Here is a 22,702-nt window from a genome sequence, read left to right as displayed (position 1 = left end):
CGATCACTACCAGGCGGCATGGGTTGCGCTTTGGTTCGTGACGTGCAGCCGGGCGCAGTCGCGCCGGGCAGGCTTGCCTCCAGCGTTCCAGCATCCCCCTTCTCCCTTGAGCAACGTGGCCGAAGGCGTCCATGGCGCCTCGCCGCGCAGCGGGAAAAACAAAAAAAGGCTGGGGGAAAAAATGAGTCACTATGTCAACCGCCCGTTGCTGTATGTCTCCAGGCATCACGACGCGTCGTTGTGCCGTTATCTATCGCAGCACGGCTGGAAGCTGGTGTTCGCGAACAGCCTCGAGGATCTGGCCGCGCTGCCGCTCGACGGACCATTCTCGGCGGGCCTGCTCGACTTCCAGAGCGGCTTCAGCGATGCCGATCTCGAACTGATGGAGCCTTGGCTGGCGACGCGCCAGATCGGCTGGATTGGCGCGATCAGCTGCGCCGACGAGCTGACGGACACCGCGCGCAAGCTGCTCGGCCTGTACTTCATTGACTACTACACGGCGCCGTTCGACATGGCCGAGCTGAGCCGGACGCTCGGACACGCGGTTGGCATGGCAGCCCTGCGGCCGGGCCGCGAGCAGCCAGCCGTGCCGCTGACGCGCCCGCACGGGATCATCGGCGAATGCAATGCCATGCAGGCGCTGTTCCGCAGCATCGAGAAGGTGTCGCGGTGGGACACGCCGGTACTGATCTCCGGTGAATCCGGCACCGGCAAGGAACTCGCCGCGCAGGCCATCCATCGCGCCTCGCGCCGGGCCAACCAGCCGTTCGTCGCAGTCAACTGTGCGGCCATCCCGCCCACCTTGCTGATGTCCGAACTGTTCGGCTACGAGCGTGGCGCCTTCACGGGCGCGACCAAGCGCAAGCCGGGCCGGATCGAGATCGCGCAAGGCGGCACGCTGTTCCTGGATGAAATCGGCGACATGCCGCTCGAGAGCCAGACCAGTCTGCTGCGCTTCCTGGAAACAGGCCGGATTGAACGGCTGGGTGGTACCGAATCCGTCGCCGTCGATGTCCGGGTCATCTCGGCCACGCACGTCGACCTCGAAGCCGCCGTGGCGACCGAACGGTTCCGTGGCGACCTCTTTCACCGCCTGTGCGTGCTGCGCGTCAAGCAGCCACCGCTGCGCGAACGCGGCTCCGATGTGCTGCTGCTGGCCGAACATATCCTGGATTCCGTCCGCAAGGACTCGCCCGAGCACATCCGTGGCTTTTCGCCCATGGCCCTGCGCGCCATCACCACCCATGTCTGGCCAGGCAACGTGCGCGAGCTGCTCAACCGGATCCGCCTTGCCGCGGCGATGTGCGAGAACGGGGTCATCCAGCCCTCCGACCTCGAACTCGACACACCCGTGGAAAGCAAGCCGCCGACGCTGGCCGCGATTCGCGAAGCGGCCGAGCAGGCCGCGATCCTCGAAGCCCTGCAACGCCACCACGAACGTCTGATCGACGTGGCGGCCGAGCTTGGCATCTCGCGAGTCACGTTGTTCCGGCTCATGCGCGACTACAAGCTGCAAGTGCGGAAGGGCAACGTGGGACTGGTCTGCGTGCAGAACTGAAGGCTGGTGTCGATCCACGACGCGGAGTTCGAACATGCTGCAAGTCCAGTCCCGCTCCCGAGACGAGCCAGGCGAGCCCGCCGGTCATGCCATCTGGCATCGCCTGCCCGCGCGGGACACACTGGTCCGGCTCTTTCGATTCGGTGTATCCGGCGTCATCGCCACCGGCATCCACGTGGCGGTGGCCACCCCGTTGATCTACCTGCTCCATGCCTCGCAGGTGGGCGCCAACGGCGTGGCGTTCGTCGTCGCCAATATCGCGTCGTATCTGCTCAATACGCTGTGGAGCTTCGGCGCTATCCCCACGCGTGACAGCTACGTGCGCTTTCTGATCGTATCGCTGCTGGGTCTGGGCCTGACGCTTGGTATCTCTGCCGGCGCGCAGGCGCTTGGCCTTGGCTATTGGGCCGGTCTCGCCGCGATCCTGTCGGTGGTGCCGGCGGTCACGTTCGTGCTGCACCGGACCTGGACGTATCGCTGACCGCGCAGCCACACCATGCCACCGGGCGGGCGTGCCTGGCCCGGCCGGCCATCCGCATCACCTCGAGGAGCCCCCATGCCAGCCGCCACCGACACGCCCAAGACGGCTTCGCTCGACAGCGCCACCCCTGTCCGCTGGCTCACGCCGGGACGCATCTGCCTGTATGCCGCCACCTTGCTGGTGCTCGAATGCGTCGTGGTCACGGCGTGGTGGTACGGCCACTCGGTCATTGCCAATCCGACTGTGCCGCGTCTGGGTTGGGATTTCGTCGTCTACTGGTGCGCCTCGGGACTCGCGCAGATGCATGGCGCGGTCGCTGCCTACGATTGGGAACTGCTGCGCGTGGCGAAGACACCGCTACTGCCGAACACATTCGGTCCGTTCGCCTATCCCCCCACGTTCCTGCTGATGATCTACCCGCTTGCCGCGCTGCCTTTCAGCATGGCGCTTGTCCTGTTCGCGCTGACGGGCATCGCGCTGTATCTGGGCTATCTGCGCGCCGTGGTCGGCCATCTGCACCGTTACTGGTTCGTTCCCGCGCTCGCATTCCCAGGAGTCTGGACCACGCTGATTTCGGGTCAGAACTCGCTGTACACCCTGGCAGCCGCGGGTGGCGCGCTTTGGCTCATGCGTCGTCACCCGGTGGCTGCGGGGGCCTGCATTGCGCTGCTTTGCGTCAAGCCGCAGCTCGGCGTGCTGTTTCCCCTGATGCTCCTCTGCGAGCGGCGCTGGACCACAATGGCTGCGGCGGCGGGATGCTCTGCGTTGTTCGTCGGCCTGACTGTCATGGCCTTCGGCGTCGACATCTACCCGGCGTTCCTGCACAGCCTGGCGATGTTCCGGGAAACAGTGGCCGTGAACATCGACACGTTGCGCGGCGCGCCGACGGTCTTTGGTGTGCTGTACGTGGCCGGTGCCAGCATTCCGCTGGCTAACAGCGTGCATGCCGCCGTGGCGCTCTGCGCGATCGCGGCATGCGTGTGGGTATGGTGCACCAGGCCTCGGCTCGCGCTGAGCGCTTCCACGCTCGTGGTTGGTACCCTGCTCACGCAGCCCTATCTGATCTACTACGACCTTGCGTGGCTGGCCATTCCCGTGGCCCTGCTCTGCGTCGACATGATCCGCTTTGGCAGCCGTGGATGGGAGCGCCTGCTGCTGATCGTCACCTGGTTCGCGCCGATGCAGGGCCTCAGCCCCTTCTTCATCGACCACGTCCCGCAACTCACGCCCCTCGTGCTGGTGTGCCTCCTTGGCCTGATCGTCCTGCGTCATCAAGCCGCGAGAAGCACCGCCCAATCCTGAACGGAAGGGCAGCTTCAAAAGCTCTCAGTGCCGCTTGGCCGCCGCCGCGATCGGGATGACGCGGCCATTGCCCACAGCGCGGCCTTGCGGACGGCGCTCCTGGTAGCGGCGCTTGACCAGATAGATCGGGCGGCCCTTCGATTCGTCGTAGATGCGGCCGATATACTCGCCCAGCACGCCCAGCCCGATGAGCTGGATGCCACCGAAGAACAGCAGCAGCGACAGCACGGAGGCATAACCCGGCACGTCGACCCCCAGGATCAGCGTGCGCGCCACGATGAACGTGCCGTAGCAGAAGGCGATCATGGCGATGAACGACCCGACGTACGTCCAGCTTCGCAGCGGCAACGTGCTGAAGCTGGTGATGCCTTCGAGCGCCAGGTTCCAGAGCCGCCAGCCTGAGAACTTCGATTCCCCGGCGCAGCGCGGCGCGCGCTCGTACTGGACGACTACCGTATTGAAGCCAACCCAGGCGAACAGCCCTTTCATGAAACGGTGCCGCTCGGGCAACTGCTTCAGCGCGTTGACAACGGCGCGGTCCATCAGCCGGAAATCCCCGACGTTCTCCGGAATCTTCAGGTCCGACAGCCAGTTATGCACGCGATAGTAGGCCGTCGCGGTGACACGCTTCAGGAACGAATCGCTGGCGCGGCTGGCACGCTGCGCCAGCACCACTTCGGCGCCCTGCCGCCATTTCTCGACGAGGGTGGGAATCAGCTCCGGCGGGTCCTGCAAATCGGCGTCGATCGGGATTACCGCGTCACCGAATGCTTCGTCGATGCCCGCGGTCAATGCCGCCTCCTTGCCGAAGTTGCGCGTAAGGTCGATCACACGGATGCGGCCATCGCGCCGCGAGATGTCGACGAGCCGCGCGAGCGTGTCGTCGGCACTGCCATCATTGACGCAGACGATCTCGAAACGCGTCGCTGGCACCGACTCAAGGATCGGCACCACGCGGTCGAAGAACGTCTGCAGCGCAGTGCCCTCGTTGTAGAACGGCACCACCAGCGACAGGAGCTGGATGTTGTCATAGTCGGCCATGATCTCTTTCCTCCCGGCACGCGTTGCCGCGCGCTCCGTCATCAGGCATTGAACGATGCCTTGTCCATCCTTTCCAGCCGGATTCGCCAGACGCCCAGCGCCAACGCGAGCATAAGCCCGAGCGGCAACGGCTGGAATCCGATCTCCGGACCTGTCACACGGCTCCACAGCGGCATCAGCCACAGCAGCACCAGCAACTCCCGCTCGCCCCGCAACCAGCCGGCGCGATGGCCGTGCGCGCCGAGCCAGGCAATTGCCAGCCCGAGGAACACGAGGTCGTAGTCATACAGGTAGGCCGGCACCAGCAACCCAGCCACCACAAGTACGGCGGCACGCAGCGCGAAGCTGCAGGGCCGGGACCACGCATACACCACCGACGCCAGCGCTGCCGCTGCCACCAGACCGTGTATCGCGTAAGGCAACAGCAAGCCGCCACTGATCAGCTTCATTGAGGCAAACACCGTTGGCATCCGCGCCATCAGTGCGGAGCCCTGCTCCACCGACTCGCGCGCCATGGCGGCGTTGCGCAGGAATGCGGCGAAGGGCTCCGAGCCGAACACCAGCAGCGACGCCACCGTCAGCACCAGCGTCGTGCAAGCCATGGCGCCCAGCGCACGCCAAGCGCGCGCGCAAAGCAGCGCCACCGGGACCATCAGCGCGAGCTGTGGCTTCATCGCCACCACGCCCAGCAGCACCCCGGCCAGCAACGGACGCGAGCGCAGGCACGTCAGTGCCAGGCCGGCGCAGCCCGCAAGCCACAGCGAGTTCTGTCCGGTGGCCAGCACCACCACGATGCCGGGAAACGCAATCGCCGCCAGCCGGGCATCGCGCCATGGCAACGTGCGACATAGCGCCCACGCAAACCAGGCAACGCCACCCACCAGAAACACGAACGTGGCCAGTCCATAGGGCACCAGCCCGAACGGCAGTACGAACCACAACGACATGGGCGGATACAGCCAGGGCAGCACACCATCGCCGATGGCAAGCCCGGGCACCGCGGAGAGTTCCACATGCCGCAGCGCGCCCAGATCGTAGGGCGCGGCCGCCCCACTGGATAGCGCCAGCTTCGCCGTGCTCCAGAACACGACGAAATCGCCACCCGGTGCGAATACGCCCGGTACCTTCAGCACGCAGGCGCGGAACAGCCAGATCCCGAAGTACAGCGCGTAACAAGCAATCGCCACGCACGAATAGAGCCGCAACCGGCTGGCATCGAGCCAATGCGAGCGTGACGCATCGTCCCGTGCCCGGCGCGCGGCAGCCTGCAGCGTGGCCATGTCAGGTTCCCACCGGCGCCGGCACCGACGCGGACGCAGTGCGGGCCATGGTCCGACGAACGGCCACGATCACAAGCAATGCCGAGATAACGGGGCCGATCTGCGGCATTCCGAGCTTGGGGTTCATCTGTTCGAAGATCGGCAACCACCACGCCACCAGGAACAAGAGGCGCTCGCGGTTGGACAGGCCATGACGAATGCCATCGCCGACGAGACCCGCGACCGCGATCCCCAGCCACGTCAGTTCGTAGTGACGGACATACGGCGTGGCCAGCAACGCGGCGGCGGCGAGCACGGCGGCGCACAGTGGCGCCTCGCGCGTGCGGGACCATACATAGACGACGGCGGCCGCGGCGGCGAGCGCTGCCAGCCCTTGCACGGCGTAGGCCGAAGCGCGGTTCAACCCTGACAGCTGCGCGGCGGCCAGCACCGATGGCATGCCGTACCACCCTTCCGGCGTGCCTTCCACAAGATTTGCGCGGGCCCACGCGACACTGTTCAGGAATGCCGGAATCGTCTCCCAGCCGCAGATCACGACGCTGACCGCCGCGAAGATCGCCGCCGTGGCGGCGGCGCTCGCCAAAGTACGAAAATGGCGACCCGCGATCAGCGCCACCGGAATCAGCAATGCCAGCTGCGGCTTGATGGCCAGCAGCCCGATCAGGACGCCGGCCAGAACCGGCCGCTTGCCCAGCAGGCAGATCGCCCCACCGACCAGCGACGCCGTCAGCAGCGAGTTCTGCCCGAGGATGACCGAGACCAGGACGGCCGGCGACGCCACCACCGGCAGCCACAAGCCGCGCCGCAGCATGGAGCCGGCTCCGACCAGCCCGCCAATCGCGCACAGGTAGGCATAGGCGCTTGCGGCGATGAACAGCACGTAACTGAACGCGAACGGCAATGTGGCCAGCGGCAGGACCACCAGCAGGAACGTTGGCGGATACAGCCACGGCAGGACGGCAGTGTTGCCGATGTCGAGCGGCCCGTAGGTCGCCATCACCTCCAGGTGCCTGGCCACGTCGTAGGCCCGCACTGCCCCCTCGCTCAGCGCCAGATACGATGCGCTCCAGAACACGGCGAAATCTGTACCCGGACGACTGACGTGGCTATCGGTGAAGCCCTCGGTGTACCAGGCCCACGTCACCATCAACACCATGAACAGGAACAGCACGGCCGCGCTGTAGACGCGGGCGCGATCCAGATCCAGCCACGCCCCGCCTTGCCTCCCCGTGTCCGCCCGCACTGCTTCCTGACTCATGACTCACCCCGTTCCCTTGTGTTCTTGCCTTATGTTCTTGCAGGTGCCATGCCGCGGTCTTGTCCGAACGTCGGCAACGCCTGGTGTTGCCTAAGTCTTGTCACGCGAGCGCGTTAGCGCAAGGCGCCCCAAGGGGTCGAGAACGAGCCGGCGCCCCGGAAAACGCGATCCGTGCGCGCGATGTTTCCTTCCTGAATCACGCGCGGATTAGAGGTGGAGAATGGCGTCGCACAAGCGATTGCGGGCGACGCGCGATGCCAGCGCACGTGCCGCCCCGCAACGCAGGCAACCACGCGCGTTTCCATTCGGAAACGTTGCCCTCCGCAGGGTCCGCTTCATCCATCAGTCGGGCCGGCGCAGGCATCGCGCAGTCATGCATCCACGGTTGTCATCCTCCAGGGCGAACGGTCTGCGTAATGCGCCGCACCTGACTACTTCTTTTGGATGAGCGACACATCCGCCCGACCTAGTGATGTCGGCGATCCATTCATACTGGGGCTGACCCGCCGGTGGGCTCATCCAAAATAAATCAGGGCCCAGCGTTTCCGGCTGGCAACGACGCGGGCCCGAAACGCGGCATTCCGCCCACATCGCCGCAGCACCCGCCAGGCGGGCCTCCCCGCAAAGCCTTGTGGGACAACGAATTCATCAGGGCTGGCCCACGGATTGCCTATGTCAGCCTGCGGCACCGTCACTCACGGTAAGCCGCAACTGCCAGCGAGCTGTTCGCCGCCGGCAGAAGAACAAAGATTCGGGGAGCAACACCATGCCAGCTATCGGTCAGCTCGTGAGAATGCATCGGACCATGGGTCGCATCTCCGCCGCTCGCAGCGGCGGCAGCGTGCCCTACCGTTGCATGGTTCGCGCAAGCCACGCCCAACACGCGGCACGGTGCATCCATGCCTCCGCCGAGCGACGGCTGCAGGCGCGTTGCCCTCACGGCGCAAGCGTCGGCGCTGGCCGTTGGCCATTTCATTGCTGCGCGATCTGCGCGCCACCGTCCTGCCGCTTCCTCCCGCTCTGAAATCACAGATGTCTGTTCGAAGTTTCTGTCCGTAGTCGCAAGCGTGCTTTTCAACCCAAGGAGTCCACCATGCAACGTCTGACCCAAAACCTGAAGCGTTTCGTACGTGACGAAGACGGCGTTACCGCCATCGAATATGGCCTGATCGCCGCACTGATCGCCGTAGTGATCATCGCCTCGGTGCAACTCGTCGGCACGAACCTGAGCAAGGTCTTCAGCCTCATCGGCGCCGAACTGGCCTGACGGCTCGACGGTTCGCGGCGTGGCCGGTTCATGTGCCACGCCGCGAACCGTTGATACCGGCCATCACGGATCACCTCCCAAGGAGAGCCACATGTCCAACCACTTCGTCAGCTTGAAGGCGTTCCTCCGCGACGACGACGGCGTCACCGCCATCGAGTACGGCCTGATCGCCGCCTTGATCGCGGTCGTGATCATCGCCTCGGTGCAGCTCGTCGGTACGAACCTGAGCAGCATCTTCAGCACGATCGCCTCGGAACTGTCCTGAGCCTAGTCACCCGACACGACACGCCATCGAGGAGACCACCATGTCCAGTCTCAAGATCATGTGCAGCACCTTCCGACGTGACACGCGCGGCGTGACGTCCATCGAGTACGCGTTGCTGGGAGCGCTGATTGCCATGGTCATCATCGGCGCGGTGAGCCTCCTCGGCACCAATCTCAAGGCGCTCTACGACATGGTCGCCGCGGAGGTGCCCTGATAAGGGCCGCACCATTCCAGAACGAGCCGAGCACGCCATGACCACCATCCCGACGCTCTCACCCTATATCGGTCCCACCGTTATCGCGGTGGTACTAACCGCCGCCGCCACGGATCTGCAGCGGCGCCGCATTCCGAACTGGCTGACGTTTGGCGCATGGCTGGTGGCGTTGCCCGTCCAGATGACGATCCACGGCCTGGCCGCCGGCGCGTCCACATGGGCACTGGGCTGGCTGACGGGCCTTGGCATCTTCCTGCCCATTTACCTGCTGCGCGGCATGGCCGCCGGCGACGTCAAGCTGATGGCCGCCGTGGGTGCGTGGCTCGGCGCAAGCCTTGCCGCATCGATCGCGCTGGCGTCGTTCGTCATTGGGGGCGTGTGGGCCCTGACCCTTGTGCTGGCATCCGGCAAGGGCCGCCAGGTCGTGCGCAACCTCGGCGGGATCGCACTCACTGGACAAGGTGGCGCATCCGTCGGCTCCCTGCCCTATGGGGTGGCGATCGCGGCCGGCACGCTGACCATGCTGTTCGCCAGCACGTGATGGACCAACCGGACCACAAGGGACAAACACAAGGGGAACGGCAATGTTAGAGCACCATGAAGCAGGCCAGGCAACAAGACTCCCCGAGGCAGTCGCCTCGATGGTGCGGCATGCCCAGGCTGATCACGACGCGCTGCCGGCCTGGCACGTTCCGCCGCGATCCATCGCGGATACCGGTCTGGAGATCTCGCTGCTGCTTGGGCTGTTGCTGAAGGCCGCCTACCTGCACCGCAGCGTCTCCCTGACGATCCTGACGGACACGCTCAAGCTGCCTGCCTCTGTGGTGAACGAGATCGCGGCGGTCGCCGTTCGCGAGCGGCTGCTGGAAGTGGCCCATCGCGGCGCCAGCGACATCGACGTGCGATTTCGCCTGACCGACGCCGGCTACGCCCGCGCCGCGGAGACCTCGGCCCGCTGCAGCTACGCCGGTGCCGCGCCGGTCACGCTTCAGGCTTACCTCGATGCGATCCAGCATCACTCGATCCATCACACATCGGTCACGAAGGCGGATGTCACCGCGGCATTCCACAACCTGGTGGCGCCGGTCCATCTGCTCGACAGCATCGGCATGGCACTGAACACCGCCCGCGCGCTGATGATCTACGGCCCGCCGGGCAGCGGCAAGACCTACCTGGCGCAGCGACTCGGTGCGCTGTTGCCCGGCGCGGTGCCCGTGCCCCATGCGATCACCGTGGCGGGCGAGATCATCCAGATCATGGACCCGCTCGTGCACACGCCCATCGACGACAGCGAGGCTTCGTCCGCCCGCCGGTCAATAGACCGCCGCTGGGTCGTCTGCCATCGTCCCGTCGTGCTGACCGGCGGCGAACTGACGCTGTCGATGCTCGACCTGCGCTACGACAGCAACTCGGGCTTCTATCAGGCACCCCCGCACATGAAGGCCAACAACGGCATCTACATCGTGGATGACCTTGGCCGGCAGATGGTCGGTGTCGAACAGTTACTGAATCGCTGGATCGTGCCGCTGGACCGCGGCATCGACATGTTCACGCTTCATAGCGGCGTGCGGTTCTCGGTGCCCTTCGACGTATGGCCGGTGTTCTCGACCAACCTATCGCCCACGGACCTCAGCGACGATGCGTTCCTGCGCCGGCTTGGCAGCAAGCTCTACGTGGGGCCGCTGCCGATCGACGACTACCGCGAAGTCTGCCTGCGCACGGCCACCGAACTCGGTCTGACGTGGCCGGAGTCCGCCTTCGATTTCCTGCTGGAGAGCCTGCATTTCTCCAGCGACACCCCCCTGCTCGCGTGCATCCCGCGCGACCTGTTGCGGCTTGTGGCATCGCACGTGCGCTACCACGGCCACGCACCGCAAGTCACGGAAGAGAGCCTGTGCCGCGCCTGGCAGGGCTACTACGGATTGCAGGGCAAACCGGAAGCACCACCGCCGGACAACGAACACCGCTGGCCCGCCGGCCATCGTGCAGCGGGCTGAGTCAGCCCAACCAGGAAGGAAGCAAGTACATACGTAGGGGAGAGTCATCATGAAGAACACGCGAGCAATCCTGATGCTGCTGATTGCGCTGGTGGCCGGCGCGGCGGCGGTGGTTTCCGCATCCCGCTGGCTGCTGCAGCAGTCGTCCAGCTCGGTCAAGCAGGTGGTGGTGGCCGCGAACGATCTCGATCTCGGCCAGCCGCTCAACGGCAGCCAGCTCAAGCTCGTCAGCTGGCCCGCCGGCAGCGTGCCGCCCGGAGCGTTCGAAGATCCCAAGACGCTGGACGGACGCGTGGTCCGCACCAGCCTGCAACGCGGCGAACCCATCATCGACGCGAAGCTGGCGCCGGTGGGCACCAAGGGCGGCCTCTCCGCCGTCATCAACGACGGCAAGCGCGCCATCACGGTTCGCGTCAACGATGTGGTGGGCGTGGCTGGCTTCGCGCTGCCAGGCAATTACGTCGATGTGATCGTCAACACCAACGAGGACTCCAAGAGCGCGCAGAACGGCAGCATCTCGAAGATCGTGCTCGAGAAGATTCTGGTGCTGGCCGTGGCGCAACAGGTCAGCCGCGATGACACGCAGCCGAAGGTGGTCAACGCCGTGACGCTGGAAGTCTCGCCGGATCAGGCCGAGAAGCTCGACGTGGCGCGCAGCGTGGGAACGCTGTCGCTGGTGCTGCGCAATCAGATGGACGTGGCCGACATCAACACTGGCGGCGCCACCAAGCACACGCTGCTCGGCAAGGCCGAACTGCCCGCGCCGGCTCCGCTCGCTGCGCCGGCTCCCGTTACGCGCACGGTGGTCAAGACCCGCACGGTCGCCGCCGCACCGCGCGCTGGCAACTGTGTCGGCGTGCTCGCAGGCATCCAGGGCAGCCTGGAGTGCTTCTGACCGCAATGGATGAAACAGCCGAAGCACCGAGACACCCAGACGCTTAGCGCATCCAGATCCGCTTCACTCTCCGGGGGGAGATCAAAAATGAACCAGAAGACAACTGAAGCAGCACGCGGCACACGCCACTTCGTCCTGGCTGCCATCCTCTGCACACCACTCGCCGCCGCGGCACAGGTCGCGGTAGAAGCCGGCAACGTCGCCAGGTCGACCACGCCGGCGGCGGCCTCGCCAGCCGTCAAGGTCCCGGGAGGCCCGGTGCAGATGACCATCAGCATGGCGCCCGTGCCCGCCGCCCCCTCGATTGCCGCTGACGCCCGTGGCCCGAACTGCTCCGGCGCGATCCGCAACGAATCGAGCGTGATCGTGCCGATCGGCAAGTCGCAGCTGATTCCGCTGCCTGAGCCAGTGCGCAACCGTACCCTGGGCAACCCGAACGTCGTGCAGGCCACGATGGTGTCGCCGCAGACGCTCTATGTCCTCGGGCGCACCGTGGGCACCACCAACATGATCGTGCAGGGCCGCAGTGGCGGTTGCAGCATCATCAACGTGGTGGTCAACGCGGACGCTAACGGATTGCAGACCTCGCTGGCCCAGTTGCTGCCGGGTGAATCGGGCATCCGCGTGATGACCGCCGCGGACAATCTGGTGCTGACCGGCAGCGTCTCCAGCTCACAGGCGGCGCTGCAGGCCATGGATATCGCCCAGGCGTACGCCAACGCGGCACAGGGCGACGGCGCCAACGGCAAGAAGGGCGGCGTGCTCAACATGATGTCCGTCGACACCCCGCAGCAGGTGATGCTGGAGGTGAAGGTTGCCGAAGTCTCCAAGACGCTGCTCAACCAGCTCGGTTCGGCAGTCAATATCCAGGGCGGCTTCGGATCGTGGACCGGTGGCGTGATCTCGAACTTGCTCACGGGCGCGGCGGCCGGCATCTTCGGTAGCAAGGCCAATAACAAGCCGTTCAATCTCGCGATCGACGCGCAGAAGAACGACAGCCTGGTAAAGGTCCTGGCCGAACCGAATCTCGTCACCATCAGTGGTCAGGAAGCCAGCTTCCTCGCTGGCGGCAAGATCTACATCCCGGTCGCGCAGAGCAACGCGCTCGGTGGCGCCTCCACCATCACGCTGCAGGAAGAAGAGTTCGGCGTGGGGCTGAAGTTCACCCCGACCGTGCTGGCCAACGGACGGATCCACCTGAAGGTGTCGCCGGAAGTCTCGGAACTGTCGCCCACTGGCGCAACAGTCAGCGGCAGCACGCTGACCGGACAGACGATCCTGCCGCTCATCACGACACGCCGCGCCTCCACCACCGTGCAGATGCGCGATGGCGAGAGCTTCGCGATCGGTGGCCTGCTGCAGGACAGCGCACGTGGCTCGCTGAAGGCACTGCCTGGTGCCGGCGAGGTTCCGGTGCTTGGCACGCTGTTCCGCAGCACGCAGTTCCAGCAAGACCTGACCGAGCTGGTGTTCATCATCACACCGCACCTGGTCAAGCCGATGCAGACGCAGAACTACCCGCTGCCGACCGACGGCTTCACCACGCCTGACCCGCTGTCGCTCTACTTCATGGGCAACATGGAAGGCAAGGGCAGGCCTGCTCCGCAGCCGGCACCGGCGCCTTCGCAACCCGCCGCGCCCGCCACGGCACCTGCTCCCGTGCCTTCGACCCCGCGCAGCGAAACCGGCCCGACCACGTCGGTTCCCACCAGCCCCACTCCGATCGGCAAGCTCCTGGACGAGCCGGCGCCGTCGGCCCCCGCGGCTTCGCCAGCACCAGTGGCAACCGTGGGGCCACGGCCGCCCCAGGGGCCCGCGCGTGACCTCGTAGCCGCCACCCCTCCCGAGGACAACAGTGCGCGTGTCGCGCGCATCGAGGCCACCGCGCTCCGCCTGGCCCAGGCAAGGGCCGGGGCTGGGGCCGCGACCACCTCCGGCACCACGGGCAGCAACTGATCCGCCACGCGCAAGGGAAACCAAGGAGAACGATCATGAACAAGACACTCAAGCTTTCGCGTGGCGCCACAGTGCTGGCGTTTGGCACCCTGGCCTGCATCGGACTGTCCGGCTGCATGACCTCGACGCCGTCGTGGGACCAGCATCGCGGCGAGGCCCTCGCCGCGGTCAAGCAGCAGCAGATCATCAACCCGGATGCGCCGGCCGGATTGCCGACCATGGACGGCACCGACGGCAAGACCGCCGTAGCCGCCATGCGTAACTTCGACCGCTCGCTGATCCGCTTCCAGACCGGCACGGGCAGCCCCGTCGGTGGTTTCGGCATCGACTTCGGCGCGGGCGGGTATGGCGGCGTGGGTATGGGCGGCGGCAGCCAACGCTAAGCAAACCGCGGGGAGCACCATCATGTCCACAACCAGGTCTCGCGGCATGTCACTGCCTCGCATTCACGAGAGGCAGCGCGGCGCCGTTGCCATCATCGTCGGCCTCATGATCGTGGTGCTGGTCGGCTTCATCGGCCTGGCACTCGATCTCGGCAAACTGTATGTGAGCAAGAGCGAGTTGCAGAACCGCGCGGATTCGTGCGCGCTGGCCGCAGCGCGCGACCTGACCGGTGCTACCCCGCTAACGGTTTCCGAAGCCGCCGGCCTGACCGCGGCGGCCCGCAACCTGGTGCTGTTCCAGGGCAATCTGGAAAAGCAGCCGAACATCACGTCGGCCGAAACCGTGACCTACAGCGATTCGTTGGCGGATCCCTTTCTGGACAAGAACTCTGTCACCTACGCGCTGAACACGATCAAGTACGTCAAATGCGACGTCTCGCGCGGCAACATCGCGAACTGGTTCGCGCAGGTGCTGAATGCAATTCCTGGCATCCACATCGGAGCGAACACGGTTGGGGCCTTCGCTGTCGCAACGACGACCTCGGCGCAGACCACCTGCGCGATTCCTGTGTACATCTGCAGACCCGACACCGCTACGCCGGCGGTGCCCGGCGGATACACGATCGGTCAATGGCTGACAGCCAAGATAGGGACCTCGGGCGGGGGCGTCTACGGAGGCGGGAATTTCGGCTGGGCCGACCTGAGCGGTGGCAAGGGCAACACACCTGCTCTGGACACCCAGCTTCAGGGAGCGGGGCAATGCAATCTGCCCGCCTTGAACACCCAGATCGGGACAACCGGCAACAAGGCCTCGCTCGCGGACGCGTGGAACAGCCGCTTCGGCATCACCACGAACAAGACCACCGGCGTGACCGACTTTACGGGTTTCGCCTACACGAGCACAACGTGGACGGCGCAGAGCAACGCTTACAACGGCACATCGACGGACAGCAAGGGTACCTCCCAGCCGAACTTCCTGGCTGCCCGCAAGGCTTATCAGCCCTATCAGGGGGACTCCGTTACCGGCCTGAGCACGAAAGGCACAGCCGCGTCGCAGGCCACCTATCAGGCTGGCGCTGACCGGCGCCTGGTGCTGGCGCCGATCGTTGACTGCTCGACGTTCAGCACGCCGGGCACCCATCAGGCCAACGTCACGGGCTGGGCCTGCGTGTTGATGGTCGACCCCATGCAGCAGGGCGGCAACATCGACACGGTACATCTCGAGTATCGCGGCGACTCGAGCCTGCCAGGCAGCCCCTGCGCCACGCAGGGCATGCCGGGTGCGAGTACCGGCGTCGGCCCGCTCGTCCCAGTGCTGGTGCAATAGGCGTCAAAACGGGAGTCGATCATGAAACGACTGACCAACGCACACAGGCAATCACGCAGGCGCCAGCGCGGCGTCGCCGCAGTCGAGTTCGGCATCATGCTCGTGCCGATGCTGCTGATGGCGTGCGGCGTGGCCGAGTTCGGCCGCGCGATCTACCAGTACGACACGCTGACCAAGGCCACCCGCTCGGCAGCGCGCTACCTGTCGCAATACTCGCCCGATGACGTCGCCTACCCGACGGCGGCCACCAAGTGTCTGGCGGCCTATGGGAACACCGCCTGCTCGGGCCAGCCTCTGGCACCCGGGTTGACCACCGCCATGGTGATCATCTGCGATCGCGTCGATTCGTCCGGCTGCCCCGGCGCCACCCAAACGTTCAGCAACGTCGCAACCTACGACAGCACCAGTGGTGGCAGCGGCACGCAGGCCGGCACCGTGAACCTGATCGCCGTCAGGATCAGCGGCTACACCTACACGCCGCTGCAGTCGTTCATCAACGTGTCCGGCCTGACTTTCGGCGACATCACCACCGTCATGAGGCAAGTGCTATGAAACATCGCGCCCATCCGCTCCGCGTCGCACGCCAGCGCGGCCTGGCCGCCGTGGAGTTCGCCCTTATCGCCGGCATGTTCTTCACGCTGCTGATCGGCATCATGGAGTTCTCGCGCGTGCTGTTCTACTGGAACACTGCGGCCGAAGTCACGCGCATGGCCGCGCGATCGGCCGTGGTCTGCGACTCCGGCGCCAGCATCATCAAGACCAGGATGGAGAACATGCTGCCGCTGCTGCAGGACTCGAACATCAGCGTGGTCTACGCCCCGACGGGCTGCGACAGCGATCCCGCCACGGCGCGCTCCACCTGTCAGACAGTAACCGTGAGCGTGTCCAACGTGACCATCGCCACCATGATCCCCGTGACGCGGTTGCGCATCGGCATGCCGCCGTTCACGACCACCATGACACGCGAGAGCATGCAGACATCGACCGGCGGGTCGGTTTGTAGCTGACATCCAATACACCCATTCCATCCATCCGACCCGAACATCGCGAGGACACCATGCTGAAGATCCTGATTGCATCCGATGACACCGCACGGCTGGCGGAGATCAATCGGCTCGCTACCATCGCCGGAAACTTCCAGACCACGTCGCTGCAGGAAGGTCTGGCTCGGCTGCCGTTCCAGGCGAGCCGGCTGCGCATGGCCGATCTGCTGGTGCTCGACCTGCCCGAAATCGGACCTGCGCAGATGTTCGGGGTGGAAACCCTGCGCCAGCAGCACCCCGAACTTCCCTGCATCCTGATCACGCAATCCCAGGACTCCAGCGTGCTGATCCAGGCGATGCGCGCCGGCGTGCGCGATGTGTTGCCCTGGCCGCTGGACAAAGGCCAGCTTGTCGAGGCGCTGAAGCGCGTGGAAGCCACACACGTGCCGCGCATGCAGGAGGTAGCGCAGGTCATATCGATGATCTCCTGCAAGGGTGGCGCGGGCACCAGCTTCGTGGCCGCAAACCTTGGCGACGCCCTCGCCCGCCACTTCGGCAAGCGCGTGCTCGTCGTCGACCTGAACCGCCATTTCGGGGATCTCACGTACATCGTCTCGGACAAGGCGCCGCCCAGCACGTTGTCGGAGATCTGCAGCCAGATCGATCGCATGGACGCGGCGTTCCTGGAAGCCTGTCTCGTTCACGTGGACAACGGATTCGACATGCTGGCGGGCGCGGCCGACCCGGTGCGTGCCAGCCAGATCCAGAAGGAAAAGCTCGAGTGGATCCTGTCGGTCATGCAGCCGAACTACGACTACGTGATCTTCGATGTCGGGCAGAGCATCGACCCGCTGTCGATCAGCATGCTCGACCACAGCGACCGCATTTGCGTAGTGACCGAGCCGAGCATCGCATTCGGCCGCCCCAGCCGACGGTTGCTCGACATCCTGCGCGCGCTGCACTACCCCGACGACAAGATTCGCGTGGTGCTGAACCGCGTAGGCCGCAAGAACGAAGTGCCCCGAACCACGATGGAGGAGATCTTCGGCATGAAGGTGTCCTTCACCCTGCCAGACGATCCGGCGGCCGTGGACGAAGCCGTCAGCCACGGCGAGCCGGTTGCGAAGCTGAGCAAGCGCAGCAGCATCGCCCGGGCGCTGCAGGCGATGGCCATGCAGTTGGCGCCCTCGCATGAAGCCGAGCGCCGCAGCCGGCAGGAGGGCGTGTCGCCGTTGCGCAAGCTGATGCTGCGCGCCCGTAGCACCTGAATCCGCAGGCCATCGATCCGTCAGAGCCATCAGAGTCGTCAGTGCCATCCGTGCCACCCGAACCGAATACGCTTAGCAAGGAGTCCATCATGTCAATCCGCGAACAGCTCGCCAGCGCCGGGACACCCTACACGGCAAATGGTCACGCCGCGATCCATTTCTCGATGGCCACCAACACGACATCGCCCGGGTACCACGCGCTGAAGCGCGACGTGCACGAGACCGTGCTGGACCGCGTGGAGCTGGAACGCCTGGCGCACTTCCCGCAGGAACAGGTGCGCCAGGAGATTGCCTCGCTGGTAAGCCTGATCATCGAGGAACATAAGGTGCTGCTCAATGACAACGAGCGGCGACAACTCACCGTCGAGATCTATGACGAGATGTTCGGCTTCGGGCCGCTGGAACCACTGTTGAAGGACCCTTCGGTCTCGGACATCCTGGTCAACACGGCACGGCAAACCTACGTGGAGCGGCGCGGCAAGCTCGAGCTGACGAATGTGGTGTTCTATGACGACGCTCATCTGATGAAAGTCATCGAGAAAATCGTGTCGCGCGTCGGGCGCCGCATCGACGAAACCAGCCCGATGGTGGATGCGCGCCTGCCGGACGGCTCTCGCGTCAACGCCATCATCCCGCCGTCTGCCATCGATGGTCCGCTGCTGTCGATTCGTCGCTTCTCGGTGAACCCGTTGCAAGTGTCCGACCTGGTCGAGCTGAAGAGCCTCACGCAGCCGATGGCGCAAATGCTGCAGGCGCTGGCGCATGCCAAGATCAACGTGCTGGTCTCGGGCGGCACGGGCAGCGGGAAAACCACGCTGCTGAACATCCTGTCCGGTTTCATCCCGGAAGACGAACGCGTGGTGACCATCGAGGATGCCGCCGAACTCCAACTGCGCCAGCCTCATGTCCTGCGCCTGGAAACCCGGCCGCCCAATATCGAGGGCAAGGGAGAAATCACCCAGCGCGCGCTAGTGCGCAACGCCCTGCGGATGCGCCCTGACCGCATCATCCTCGGCGAAATCCGTGGCGGCGAGGCCCTGGACATGCTCAACGCCATGAACACCGGCCACGAGGGCTCGCTCACGACGATTCACGCCAACACCCCGCGCGATGCGCTGACGCGGCTCGAGAACATGGTCAGCATGGCAGGCCTGACCATGCCGGCCAAGGCCATGCGCCAGCAGATCGCCTCGGCGATCACCGTGATCGTGCAGGCGGCGCGTCTGACAGACGGCCGGCGCAAGATCATCAGCATCCAGGAAATCACCGGCATGGAAGGCGACATCATCAACACGCAGGAGATCTTCACGTTCCAGCGCACAGGTGTGGCCGAGGATGGCGCGGTCCGCGGCCACTTCAAGGCCACGGGCGTGTATCCGAAGTTCGCGGAGCGGCTGCGCGTCTTTGGCGTCGGGCTGCCGGACGAGACCTACGATCCCGCGCGGCGCTACGAAGTCTGAGCCCACGCACTGATCAACGACAACATATCCGGGGGGTAACACATGAGCACGATCTTCTATGCCTTCGGCATCCTGCTGTTCGTCGCCGTGGTGCTCAGTGTCGAAGCCATCTATCTGTGGTGGAACAATGCCCACGGCCCCGCGGCCAAGCGCATCGAAGCGCGGCTGAGAGCGCTTTCGGCCGGCGGACACGTCAGCGCCGAACGGCTGTCCATTCTCAAGAAGCGCCTTCTCAGCGATTCGCCGCGGATGCAGCGCTGGCTAATGAGCGTGCCGCGTATCGGCGCGCTGGACCGCTGGCTCGAGCAGTCCGGCAGCACATGGTCCGTGGCACAGCTGTTCGGCTACTGCGGCCTGGTGGTGCTGTGCGCGGTGGCGCTGATTCCGTTGGTGCCGGTGCCGCTGCCGATCATACTGGGCTGCGTGGCATTCGTCTGGTTGCTGCCGTTCCTGCATGTCATGCGGCTGCGCACCAAGCGGCTCAAGCAAATGGAAGTGCAGCTGCCAGACGCCGTCGACATGATCAGCCGCGCGCTGCGTGCGGGCCACTCGTTCGCCGGGGCGCTCGGCATGGTCGGCCAGGAAATCAAGGCGCCGCTGGGTCCCGAGTTCCGCACCACGTTCGAAGAGATCAACTATGGCGTGGCGCTCGACGAGGCCATGACGAACCTCGCCATGCGTGTGCCTGTTGGCGACCTCCGCTACTTCGTCATCGCCGTGCTAATCCAGCGCGAGAGTGGCGGCAACCTGGCGGAGATCCTCGACACGATCGCCACGATGGTGCGCGAGCGGCTGAAGCTCTTCGACAAGATCCGCGTGCTCTCGGCCGAAGGGCGACTCTCCGCGTGGATTCTCGGCCTGCTGCCGTTCGGCACGGCGGGCCTGATCATGGTGGTCAACCCGGGATTCATGCGGGTGCTGTGGGAAGACCCGATTGGATGGCGAATGGTGGGTACCGCCATGACGTCGATGATCTTCGGCGTGCTGTGGATGCGCAAGATCATCCGCATCCGGGTATGAGTCAGATAACAACAGGCAGGCTTGAGCGCGCATCCTGAGGGGGAGTCGATCATGCAAGACATCATGCAGGGGTTTCGGGCAGACCAGTTGATCGTGCTGGCGCTGGTCTTCGTTGCGGCATTCGGCACGGTACTTGGCGTGCTCTATGTGTTCTCGCCAGACCGCATGCGCGGCAGGATGGAACAGATCGCCAACGAGACTGGCACTGTCCCGGGCAACGCCGGGCAGCAGCAGGCCTGGGTCGAGAAGCTCGTGAAATGGGCGCAGCCGGTCTCGCGGCTCTCGTTGCCCAAGGAGGGTTGGGAGAATTCGCAGCTGCGCGTGCGCTTCATGAACGCCGGATGGCGCGATGCGAGCGCCGCCCCGCTGTACTTCGCCGCCAAGACGCTGCTGGCGGTGGCGCTCCCGATGATCGGACTGATCGCGACAAGCAGTGTCCCGGCATTCCAGGAACAGAGCATGATGTTCGCGGTGCTGGCAGTGCTGGCCGCGATCGGTTACTACATTCCGAATATCGTGCTGTCCCGGAAAGTGACGGCACGCCAGAGAACGGTGTTCGAGGAGTTCCCCGACGTCATCGACCTGCTGACGGTCTGCGTGGAAGCCGGCCTCGGCCTTGATGCCGCACTGATGCGCGTGGCCGACGAACTTGCGCTGCGCTGCCCGGTGCTGGCCGACGAACTGCAACTGATGCTGCTGGAGCTCCGCTCCGGCTTCTCGAAGGAGAAAGCGTTGAGCAATCTGTCGCTGCGCACCGGCGTCGAGGACGTCGACAAATTCGCGTCCATGCTGATCCAGGCGGACCGTTTCGGTACCAGCCTTGGCGAATCCTTGCGGGTGCTGTCCGACATGCTTCGCACCAAGCGCCGGATGCGCGCGGAGGAGCAGGCGGCGAAGATTGCGCTGAAGCTGCTGTTTCCGCTGATTTTCACGATCTTCCCCACACTCCTGCTGGTGTTGCTAGGGCCCGCGTTCATCCAGATCTACCGCGTGTTGCTGCCAACCATGACCGGCACCAACTGACGGTCGCACAAGCGGCGCCTTGCCATAGCGGTTCCCCCGGCTGTCTCGCCCTGGTGCAACACCAGGTGGACAGTCTTGCCCGGACAGTGTCCGGGCTTTTCTGCTTTCTGCGGCGACGACGCGTCAGTGACCCGGTCGTGGCTGGCGGCTTGACCCGCGCGCCAGTCTTCTGAAAAATACTGGGCAAACCCATCCCCCACCCCTGTCCGTACAGTCATCCGGGAGCCGCCGCATGAAGATCCGCATCCTGAGCGATCTGCACATCGAACACAACATGCCCGAGGACGTCCCCGCCTGTGGCGCGGACCTCACGATCCTGGCCGGAGACATCGCCAACGGCCGCGACGGCATCGACTGGGCGGCGCGCGTGTTCGAGGGGCCCGTGCTCTACGTGCCGGGTAATCACGAGTACTACGAAAGCACGTTCGACGCAGTGGATCGGCAGATGGCCGACGCGGCCGGGGAGTCGGGGAATGTCACGCTGCTCAGCGACGGCATCGCCGAGTTCGAGGACGCCGCAGGCCAGCGCGTGCGCGTGATCGGCACCACGTGGTGGACCGACTACTGCCTCTATGGCGTCGATCGTGTCGACGAAGCCATGCAGGCGTGCTCGCGCGTGATGTTTGATCATCGCCTGATCGCTACCGCCGATGCCGACGGCCAGCACCGCCCATTCACGCCCGCCGATGCGCTGGCTCGCCATCACGCGGCCACGGCGTGGCTGGCCGGTGCGCTGGCGCAACCGTTCGAGGGCAAGACCGTGGTGGTGACCCATCACGGCCCCGATCTCGGTAGCCTCGATGCACGCTATGCGCACGACATCGTCTCGGCCGGCTTCATCTCCCGCCGACCCGATCTGGTGGCCCAGGCCGACCTCTGGATCCATGGCCATACCCATACGAGCTTCGACTACTGGATCGACAGTTCACGCGTGGTGTGCAACCCGCGCGGCTATATCTCCCGACGCAGTGGCGAGCCGGAGAACCCGGCGTTCGACTGGAGCAAGGCTGTGGCGCTTTGAAGCGGCTTATGAATACGAATCTTGATTTGTGTTCATAAGAGACATACTGCCTACGCCGTACTCCGGCAAGCGCGGGCCGGTCTCGTTACTGCCGCGCATCTCGCCGCATCAAGGCGACAGGCGCCGACGGTCGTCACGTATCGCTCGTTGCGCCAAGCTGTGACGCCTGCGACTTGAGTGCACCTGACGGCACCCCGATACGTTCGAGGACATTCCCACGCGCCTCGATCTTCACGGGATCGGTCTTCTTCCACTGCTTCTTCGGGATGACCAGCTTCCACACCGCGTTGTTGCCCACGTCGCGGAACAACGCTGCGACGCCAACGTACTCGCAGTCCTCTCGTATCGGTTCTGCAAGACTCACGCTCGCCGCCGGGCGCAGCACCACATCGTTGCTTGCGAGCAGATCCGCCTTCAGCGACTCCAGGTCATTTGTCTGCAACTGCACGTAGCTCAGCTGTTCGAAAGCCTGCGGCGTTTTCAACTGATAGATCCGCACCACTGTCGACAACGATTCGCCTGCGCTGTTTGTATTCAACGACGACCGGCTGACGAGATCGAGGTTCATGGTCTTGACCTGCGTCGTGAAGGCCCACTTCGCTGCTTCCACTGTGCTGTTCTTCACGGCTTGTGCGGCCCCGCATCCGGCAACGGTAAGGGTGGCGACTAAGGCTATGCCCCCGTTTCGCAGCGCTTGCTTCAT

Annotated in this window: 23 protein-coding genes; 19 read left to right on the top strand and 4 right to left on the bottom strand. The window is 65.1% G+C overall.

All coding sequences use genetic code 11. The features are described from left to right. The first annotated feature begins 181 nt into the window (after window positions 1–181). The 3 genes from WD006_RS02590 to WD006_RS02580 all read left to right on the top strand — a co-directional run bounded on the left by WD006_RS02590 (window position 182) and on the right by WD006_RS02580 (window position 3,341). Window positions 182–1,558, top strand: a complete 1,377-nt coding sequence (locus WD006_RS02590) for a sigma-54 dependent transcriptional regulator (RefSeq protein ID WP_008644856.1) — start codon at window positions 182–184, stop codon at window positions 1,556–1,558. A gap of 34 nt (window positions 1,559–1,592) precedes the next feature. Next, complete coding sequence (locus WD006_RS02585; RefSeq protein WP_186426337.1) at window positions 1,593–2,039, top strand: GtrA family protein; 447 nt, start codon at window positions 1,593–1,595, stop codon at window positions 2,037–2,039. Between the two features lie 75 nt (window positions 2,040–2,114). Beyond that, entirely contained in the window at window positions 2,115–3,341 is a 1,227-nt protein-coding gene (locus WD006_RS02580) for a glycosyltransferase family 87 protein (RefSeq protein ID WP_186426336.1), read from the top strand. 24 nt (window positions 3,342–3,365) lie between these two features. Here WD006_RS02580 and WD006_RS02575 read toward each other — a convergent pair whose 3' ends face one another. From WD006_RS02575 to WD006_RS02565, 3 genes are read right to left on the bottom strand one after another with little or no spacing between them, the layout of a single operon-like run. Then, window positions 3,366–4,382 carry a glycosyltransferase family 2 protein gene (locus WD006_RS02575; RefSeq protein ID WP_024570737.1) on the bottom strand — a complete coding sequence of 339 codons (1,017 nt, stop codon included), beginning with the start codon at window positions 4,380–4,382 and terminating at the stop codon, window positions 3,366–3,368. Window positions 4,383–4,423: 41 nt separating this feature from the next. Further along, window positions 4,424–5,662 carry a glycosyltransferase family 87 protein gene (locus WD006_RS02570; RefSeq protein ID WP_286879667.1) on the bottom strand — a complete coding sequence of 413 codons (1,239 nt, stop codon included), beginning with the start codon at window positions 5,660–5,662 and terminating at the stop codon, window positions 4,424–4,426. A gap of 1 nt (window position 5,663) precedes the next feature. Beyond that, window positions 5,664–6,920 carry a glycosyltransferase family 87 protein gene (locus WD006_RS02565; protein WP_286879666.1) on the bottom strand — a complete coding sequence of 419 codons (1,257 nt, stop codon included), beginning with the start codon at window positions 6,918–6,920 and terminating at the stop codon, window positions 5,664–5,666. Between the two features lie 1,093 nt (window positions 6,921–8,013). On the opposite strand from WD006_RS02565, the gene WD006_RS02560 reads away from it, so the two are divergent. The 16 genes from WD006_RS02560 (at window position 8,014) to WD006_RS02485 (ending at window position 21,999) form a co-directional block, all read left to right on the top strand. Then, window positions 8,014–8,187 carry a Flp family type IVb pilin gene (locus WD006_RS02560; protein ID WP_008644847.1) on the top strand — a complete coding sequence of 58 codons (174 nt, stop codon included), beginning with the start codon at window positions 8,014–8,016 and terminating at the stop codon, window positions 8,185–8,187. Between the two features lie 91 nt (window positions 8,188–8,278). Further along, entirely contained in the window at window positions 8,279–8,452 is a 174-nt protein-coding gene (locus tag WD006_RS02555) for a Flp family type IVb pilin (RefSeq protein WP_008644846.1), read from the top strand. Between the two features lie 40 nt (window positions 8,453–8,492). Beyond that, complete coding sequence (locus WD006_RS02550; protein ID WP_008644845.1) at window positions 8,493–8,666, top strand: Flp family type IVb pilin; 174 nt, start codon at window positions 8,493–8,495, stop codon at window positions 8,664–8,666. Between the two features lie 37 nt (window positions 8,667–8,703). Beyond that, on the top strand, window positions 8,704–9,207 hold the full coding sequence (locus WD006_RS02545; protein ID WP_008644844.1) for an A24 family peptidase: 504 nt from the start codon (window positions 8,704–8,706) through the stop codon (window positions 9,205–9,207). Between the two features lie 43 nt (window positions 9,208–9,250). Beyond that, window positions 9,251–10,663, top strand: coding sequence for an ATP-binding protein (locus tag WD006_RS02540; protein ID WP_286879665.1), 1,413 nt, complete (start codon window positions 9,251–9,253; stop codon window positions 10,661–10,663). A gap of 49 nt (window positions 10,664–10,712) precedes the next feature. Beyond that, window positions 10,713–11,558, top strand: a complete 846-nt coding sequence (cpaB, locus tag WD006_RS02535; protein ID WP_286879664.1) for a Flp pilus assembly protein CpaB — start codon at window positions 10,713–10,715, stop codon at window positions 11,556–11,558. A gap of 87 nt (window positions 11,559–11,645) precedes the next feature. Beyond that, the gene (locus tag WD006_RS02530) at window positions 11,646–13,514 is read left to right on the top strand and encodes a type II and III secretion system protein family protein (RefSeq protein ID WP_286879663.1); all 1,869 of its coding nucleotides are present in this window, start codon (window positions 11,646–11,648) and stop codon (window positions 13,512–13,514) included. A gap of 35 nt (window positions 13,515–13,549) precedes the next feature. Next, entirely contained in the window at window positions 13,550–13,897 is a 348-nt protein-coding gene (locus tag WD006_RS02525) for a hypothetical protein (protein ID WP_286879662.1), read from the top strand. 46 nt (window positions 13,898–13,943) lie between these two features. Continuing rightward, a complete protein-coding gene (locus tag WD006_RS02520) occupies window positions 13,944–15,224 on the top strand; it encodes a pilus assembly protein TadG-related protein (protein WP_286962321.1) in 1,281 nt (426 codons plus the stop codon). A gap of 21 nt (window positions 15,225–15,245) precedes the next feature. Further along, window positions 15,246–15,776 carry a TadE/TadG family type IV pilus assembly protein gene (locus tag WD006_RS02515; RefSeq protein ID WP_008644461.1) on the top strand — a complete coding sequence of 177 codons (531 nt, stop codon included), beginning with the start codon at window positions 15,246–15,248 and terminating at the stop codon, window positions 15,774–15,776. Continuing rightward, window positions 15,773–16,231, top strand: a complete 459-nt coding sequence (locus WD006_RS02510; protein ID WP_008644462.1) for a TadE/TadG family type IV pilus assembly protein — start codon at window positions 15,773–15,775, stop codon at window positions 16,229–16,231. The genes WD006_RS02515 and WD006_RS02510 overlap by 4 nt, the downstream gene beginning before the upstream one ends. A gap of 50 nt (window positions 16,232–16,281) precedes the next feature. Continuing rightward, on the top strand, window positions 16,282–17,475 hold the full coding sequence (locus WD006_RS02505; RefSeq protein WP_035881463.1) for an AAA family ATPase: 1,194 nt from the start codon (window positions 16,282–16,284) through the stop codon (window positions 17,473–17,475). Window positions 17,476–17,564: 89 nt separating this feature from the next. Then, window positions 17,565–18,935: a CpaF family protein gene (locus WD006_RS02500; RefSeq protein WP_186426333.1), complete on the top strand. Its 1,371-nt coding sequence runs from the start codon at window positions 17,565–17,567 to the stop codon at window positions 18,933–18,935. Window positions 18,936–18,977: 42 nt separating this feature from the next. Next, window positions 18,978–19,955, top strand: a complete 978-nt coding sequence (locus WD006_RS02495; RefSeq protein ID WP_008644465.1) for a type II secretion system F family protein — start codon at window positions 18,978–18,980, stop codon at window positions 19,953–19,955. A 51-nt stretch (window positions 19,956–20,006) separates the two neighbouring features. Continuing rightward, the gene (locus WD006_RS02490) at window positions 20,007–20,978 is read left to right on the top strand and encodes a type II secretion system F family protein (protein WP_008644466.1); all 972 of its coding nucleotides are present in this window, start codon (window positions 20,007–20,009) and stop codon (window positions 20,976–20,978) included. A 232-nt stretch (window positions 20,979–21,210) separates the two neighbouring features. Then, entirely contained in the window at window positions 21,211–21,999 is a 789-nt protein-coding gene (locus WD006_RS02485; protein WP_286879660.1) for a metallophosphoesterase, read from the top strand. A 133-nt stretch (window positions 22,000–22,132) separates the two neighbouring features. Here WD006_RS02485 and tssJ read toward each other — a convergent pair whose 3' ends face one another. Then, on the bottom strand, window positions 22,133–22,702 hold the full coding sequence (gene tssJ / locus WD006_RS02480) for a type VI secretion system lipoprotein TssJ (protein ID WP_286879986.1): 570 nt from the start codon (window positions 22,700–22,702) through the stop codon (window positions 22,133–22,135).

This window comes from Cupriavidus sp. Met-2 (assembly GCF_049843575.1).
GTDB classification, from domain to species: domain Bacteria; phylum Pseudomonadota; class Gammaproteobacteria; order Burkholderiales; family Burkholderiaceae; genus Cupriavidus; species Cupriavidus metallidurans.
Note: the sequence above shows the minus strand (reverse complement) of the source record. Positions and strands in the feature narration are given on the sequence as shown.

What these genes read in the sequence shown, in the direction of transcription:
- WD006_RS02590 (WP_008644856.1), top strand. Translation starts at nt 182, where the DNA reads ATGAGTCACTATGTCAACCGCCCGTTGCTGTATGTCTCCAGGCATCAC.
- WD006_RS02585 (WP_186426337.1), top strand. Translation starts at nt 1,593, where the DNA reads ATGCTGCAAGTCCAGTCCCGCTCCCGAGACGAGCCAGGCGAGCCCGCC.
- WD006_RS02580 (WP_186426336.1), top strand. Translation starts at nt 2,115, where the DNA reads ATGCCAGCCGCCACCGACACGCCCAAGACGGCTTCGCTCGACAGCGCC.
- WD006_RS02575 (WP_024570737.1), bottom strand. Translation starts at nt 4,382, where the DNA reads ATGGCCGACTATGACAACATCCAGCTCCTGTCGCTGGTGGTGCCGTTC.
- WD006_RS02570 (WP_286879667.1), bottom strand. Translation starts at nt 5,662, where the DNA reads ATGGCCACGCTGCAGGCTGCCGCGCGCCGGGCACGGGACGATGCGTCA.
- WD006_RS02565 (WP_286879666.1), bottom strand. Translation starts at nt 6,920, where the DNA reads ATGAGTCAGGAAGCAGTGCGGGCGGACACGGGGAGGCAAGGCGGGGCG.
- WD006_RS02560 (WP_008644847.1), top strand. Translation starts at nt 8,014, where the DNA reads ATGCAACGTCTGACCCAAAACCTGAAGCGTTTCGTACGTGACGAAGAC.
- WD006_RS02555 (WP_008644846.1), top strand. Translation starts at nt 8,279, where the DNA reads ATGTCCAACCACTTCGTCAGCTTGAAGGCGTTCCTCCGCGACGACGAC.
- WD006_RS02550 (WP_008644845.1), top strand. Translation starts at nt 8,493, where the DNA reads ATGTCCAGTCTCAAGATCATGTGCAGCACCTTCCGACGTGACACGCGC.
- WD006_RS02545 (WP_008644844.1), top strand. Translation starts at nt 8,704, where the DNA reads ATGACCACCATCCCGACGCTCTCACCCTATATCGGTCCCACCGTTATC.
- WD006_RS02540 (WP_286879665.1), top strand. Translation starts at nt 9,251, where the DNA reads ATGTTAGAGCACCATGAAGCAGGCCAGGCAACAAGACTCCCCGAGGCA.
- cpaB (WP_286879664.1), top strand. Translation starts at nt 10,713, where the DNA reads ATGAAGAACACGCGAGCAATCCTGATGCTGCTGATTGCGCTGGTGGCC.
- WD006_RS02530 (WP_286879663.1), top strand. Translation starts at nt 11,646, where the DNA reads ATGAACCAGAAGACAACTGAAGCAGCACGCGGCACACGCCACTTCGTC.
- WD006_RS02525 (WP_286879662.1), top strand. Translation starts at nt 13,550, where the DNA reads ATGAACAAGACACTCAAGCTTTCGCGTGGCGCCACAGTGCTGGCGTTT.
- WD006_RS02520 (WP_286962321.1), top strand. Translation starts at nt 13,944, where the DNA reads ATGTCACTGCCTCGCATTCACGAGAGGCAGCGCGGCGCCGTTGCCATC.
- WD006_RS02515 (WP_008644461.1), top strand. Translation starts at nt 15,246, where the DNA reads ATGAAACGACTGACCAACGCACACAGGCAATCACGCAGGCGCCAGCGC.
- WD006_RS02510 (WP_008644462.1), top strand. Translation starts at nt 15,773, where the DNA reads ATGAAACATCGCGCCCATCCGCTCCGCGTCGCACGCCAGCGCGGCCTG.
- WD006_RS02505 (WP_035881463.1), top strand. Translation starts at nt 16,282, where the DNA reads ATGCTGAAGATCCTGATTGCATCCGATGACACCGCACGGCTGGCGGAG.
- WD006_RS02500 (WP_186426333.1), top strand. Translation starts at nt 17,565, where the DNA reads ATGTCAATCCGCGAACAGCTCGCCAGCGCCGGGACACCCTACACGGCA.
- WD006_RS02495 (WP_008644465.1), top strand. Translation starts at nt 18,978, where the DNA reads ATGAGCACGATCTTCTATGCCTTCGGCATCCTGCTGTTCGTCGCCGTG.
- WD006_RS02490 (WP_008644466.1), top strand. Translation starts at nt 20,007, where the DNA reads ATGCAAGACATCATGCAGGGGTTTCGGGCAGACCAGTTGATCGTGCTG.
- WD006_RS02485 (WP_286879660.1), top strand. Translation starts at nt 21,211, where the DNA reads ATGAAGATCCGCATCCTGAGCGATCTGCACATCGAACACAACATGCCC.
- tssJ (WP_286879986.1), bottom strand. Translation starts at nt 22,702, where the DNA reads ATGAAGCAAGCGCTGCGAAACGGGGGCATAGCCTTAGTCGCCACCCTT.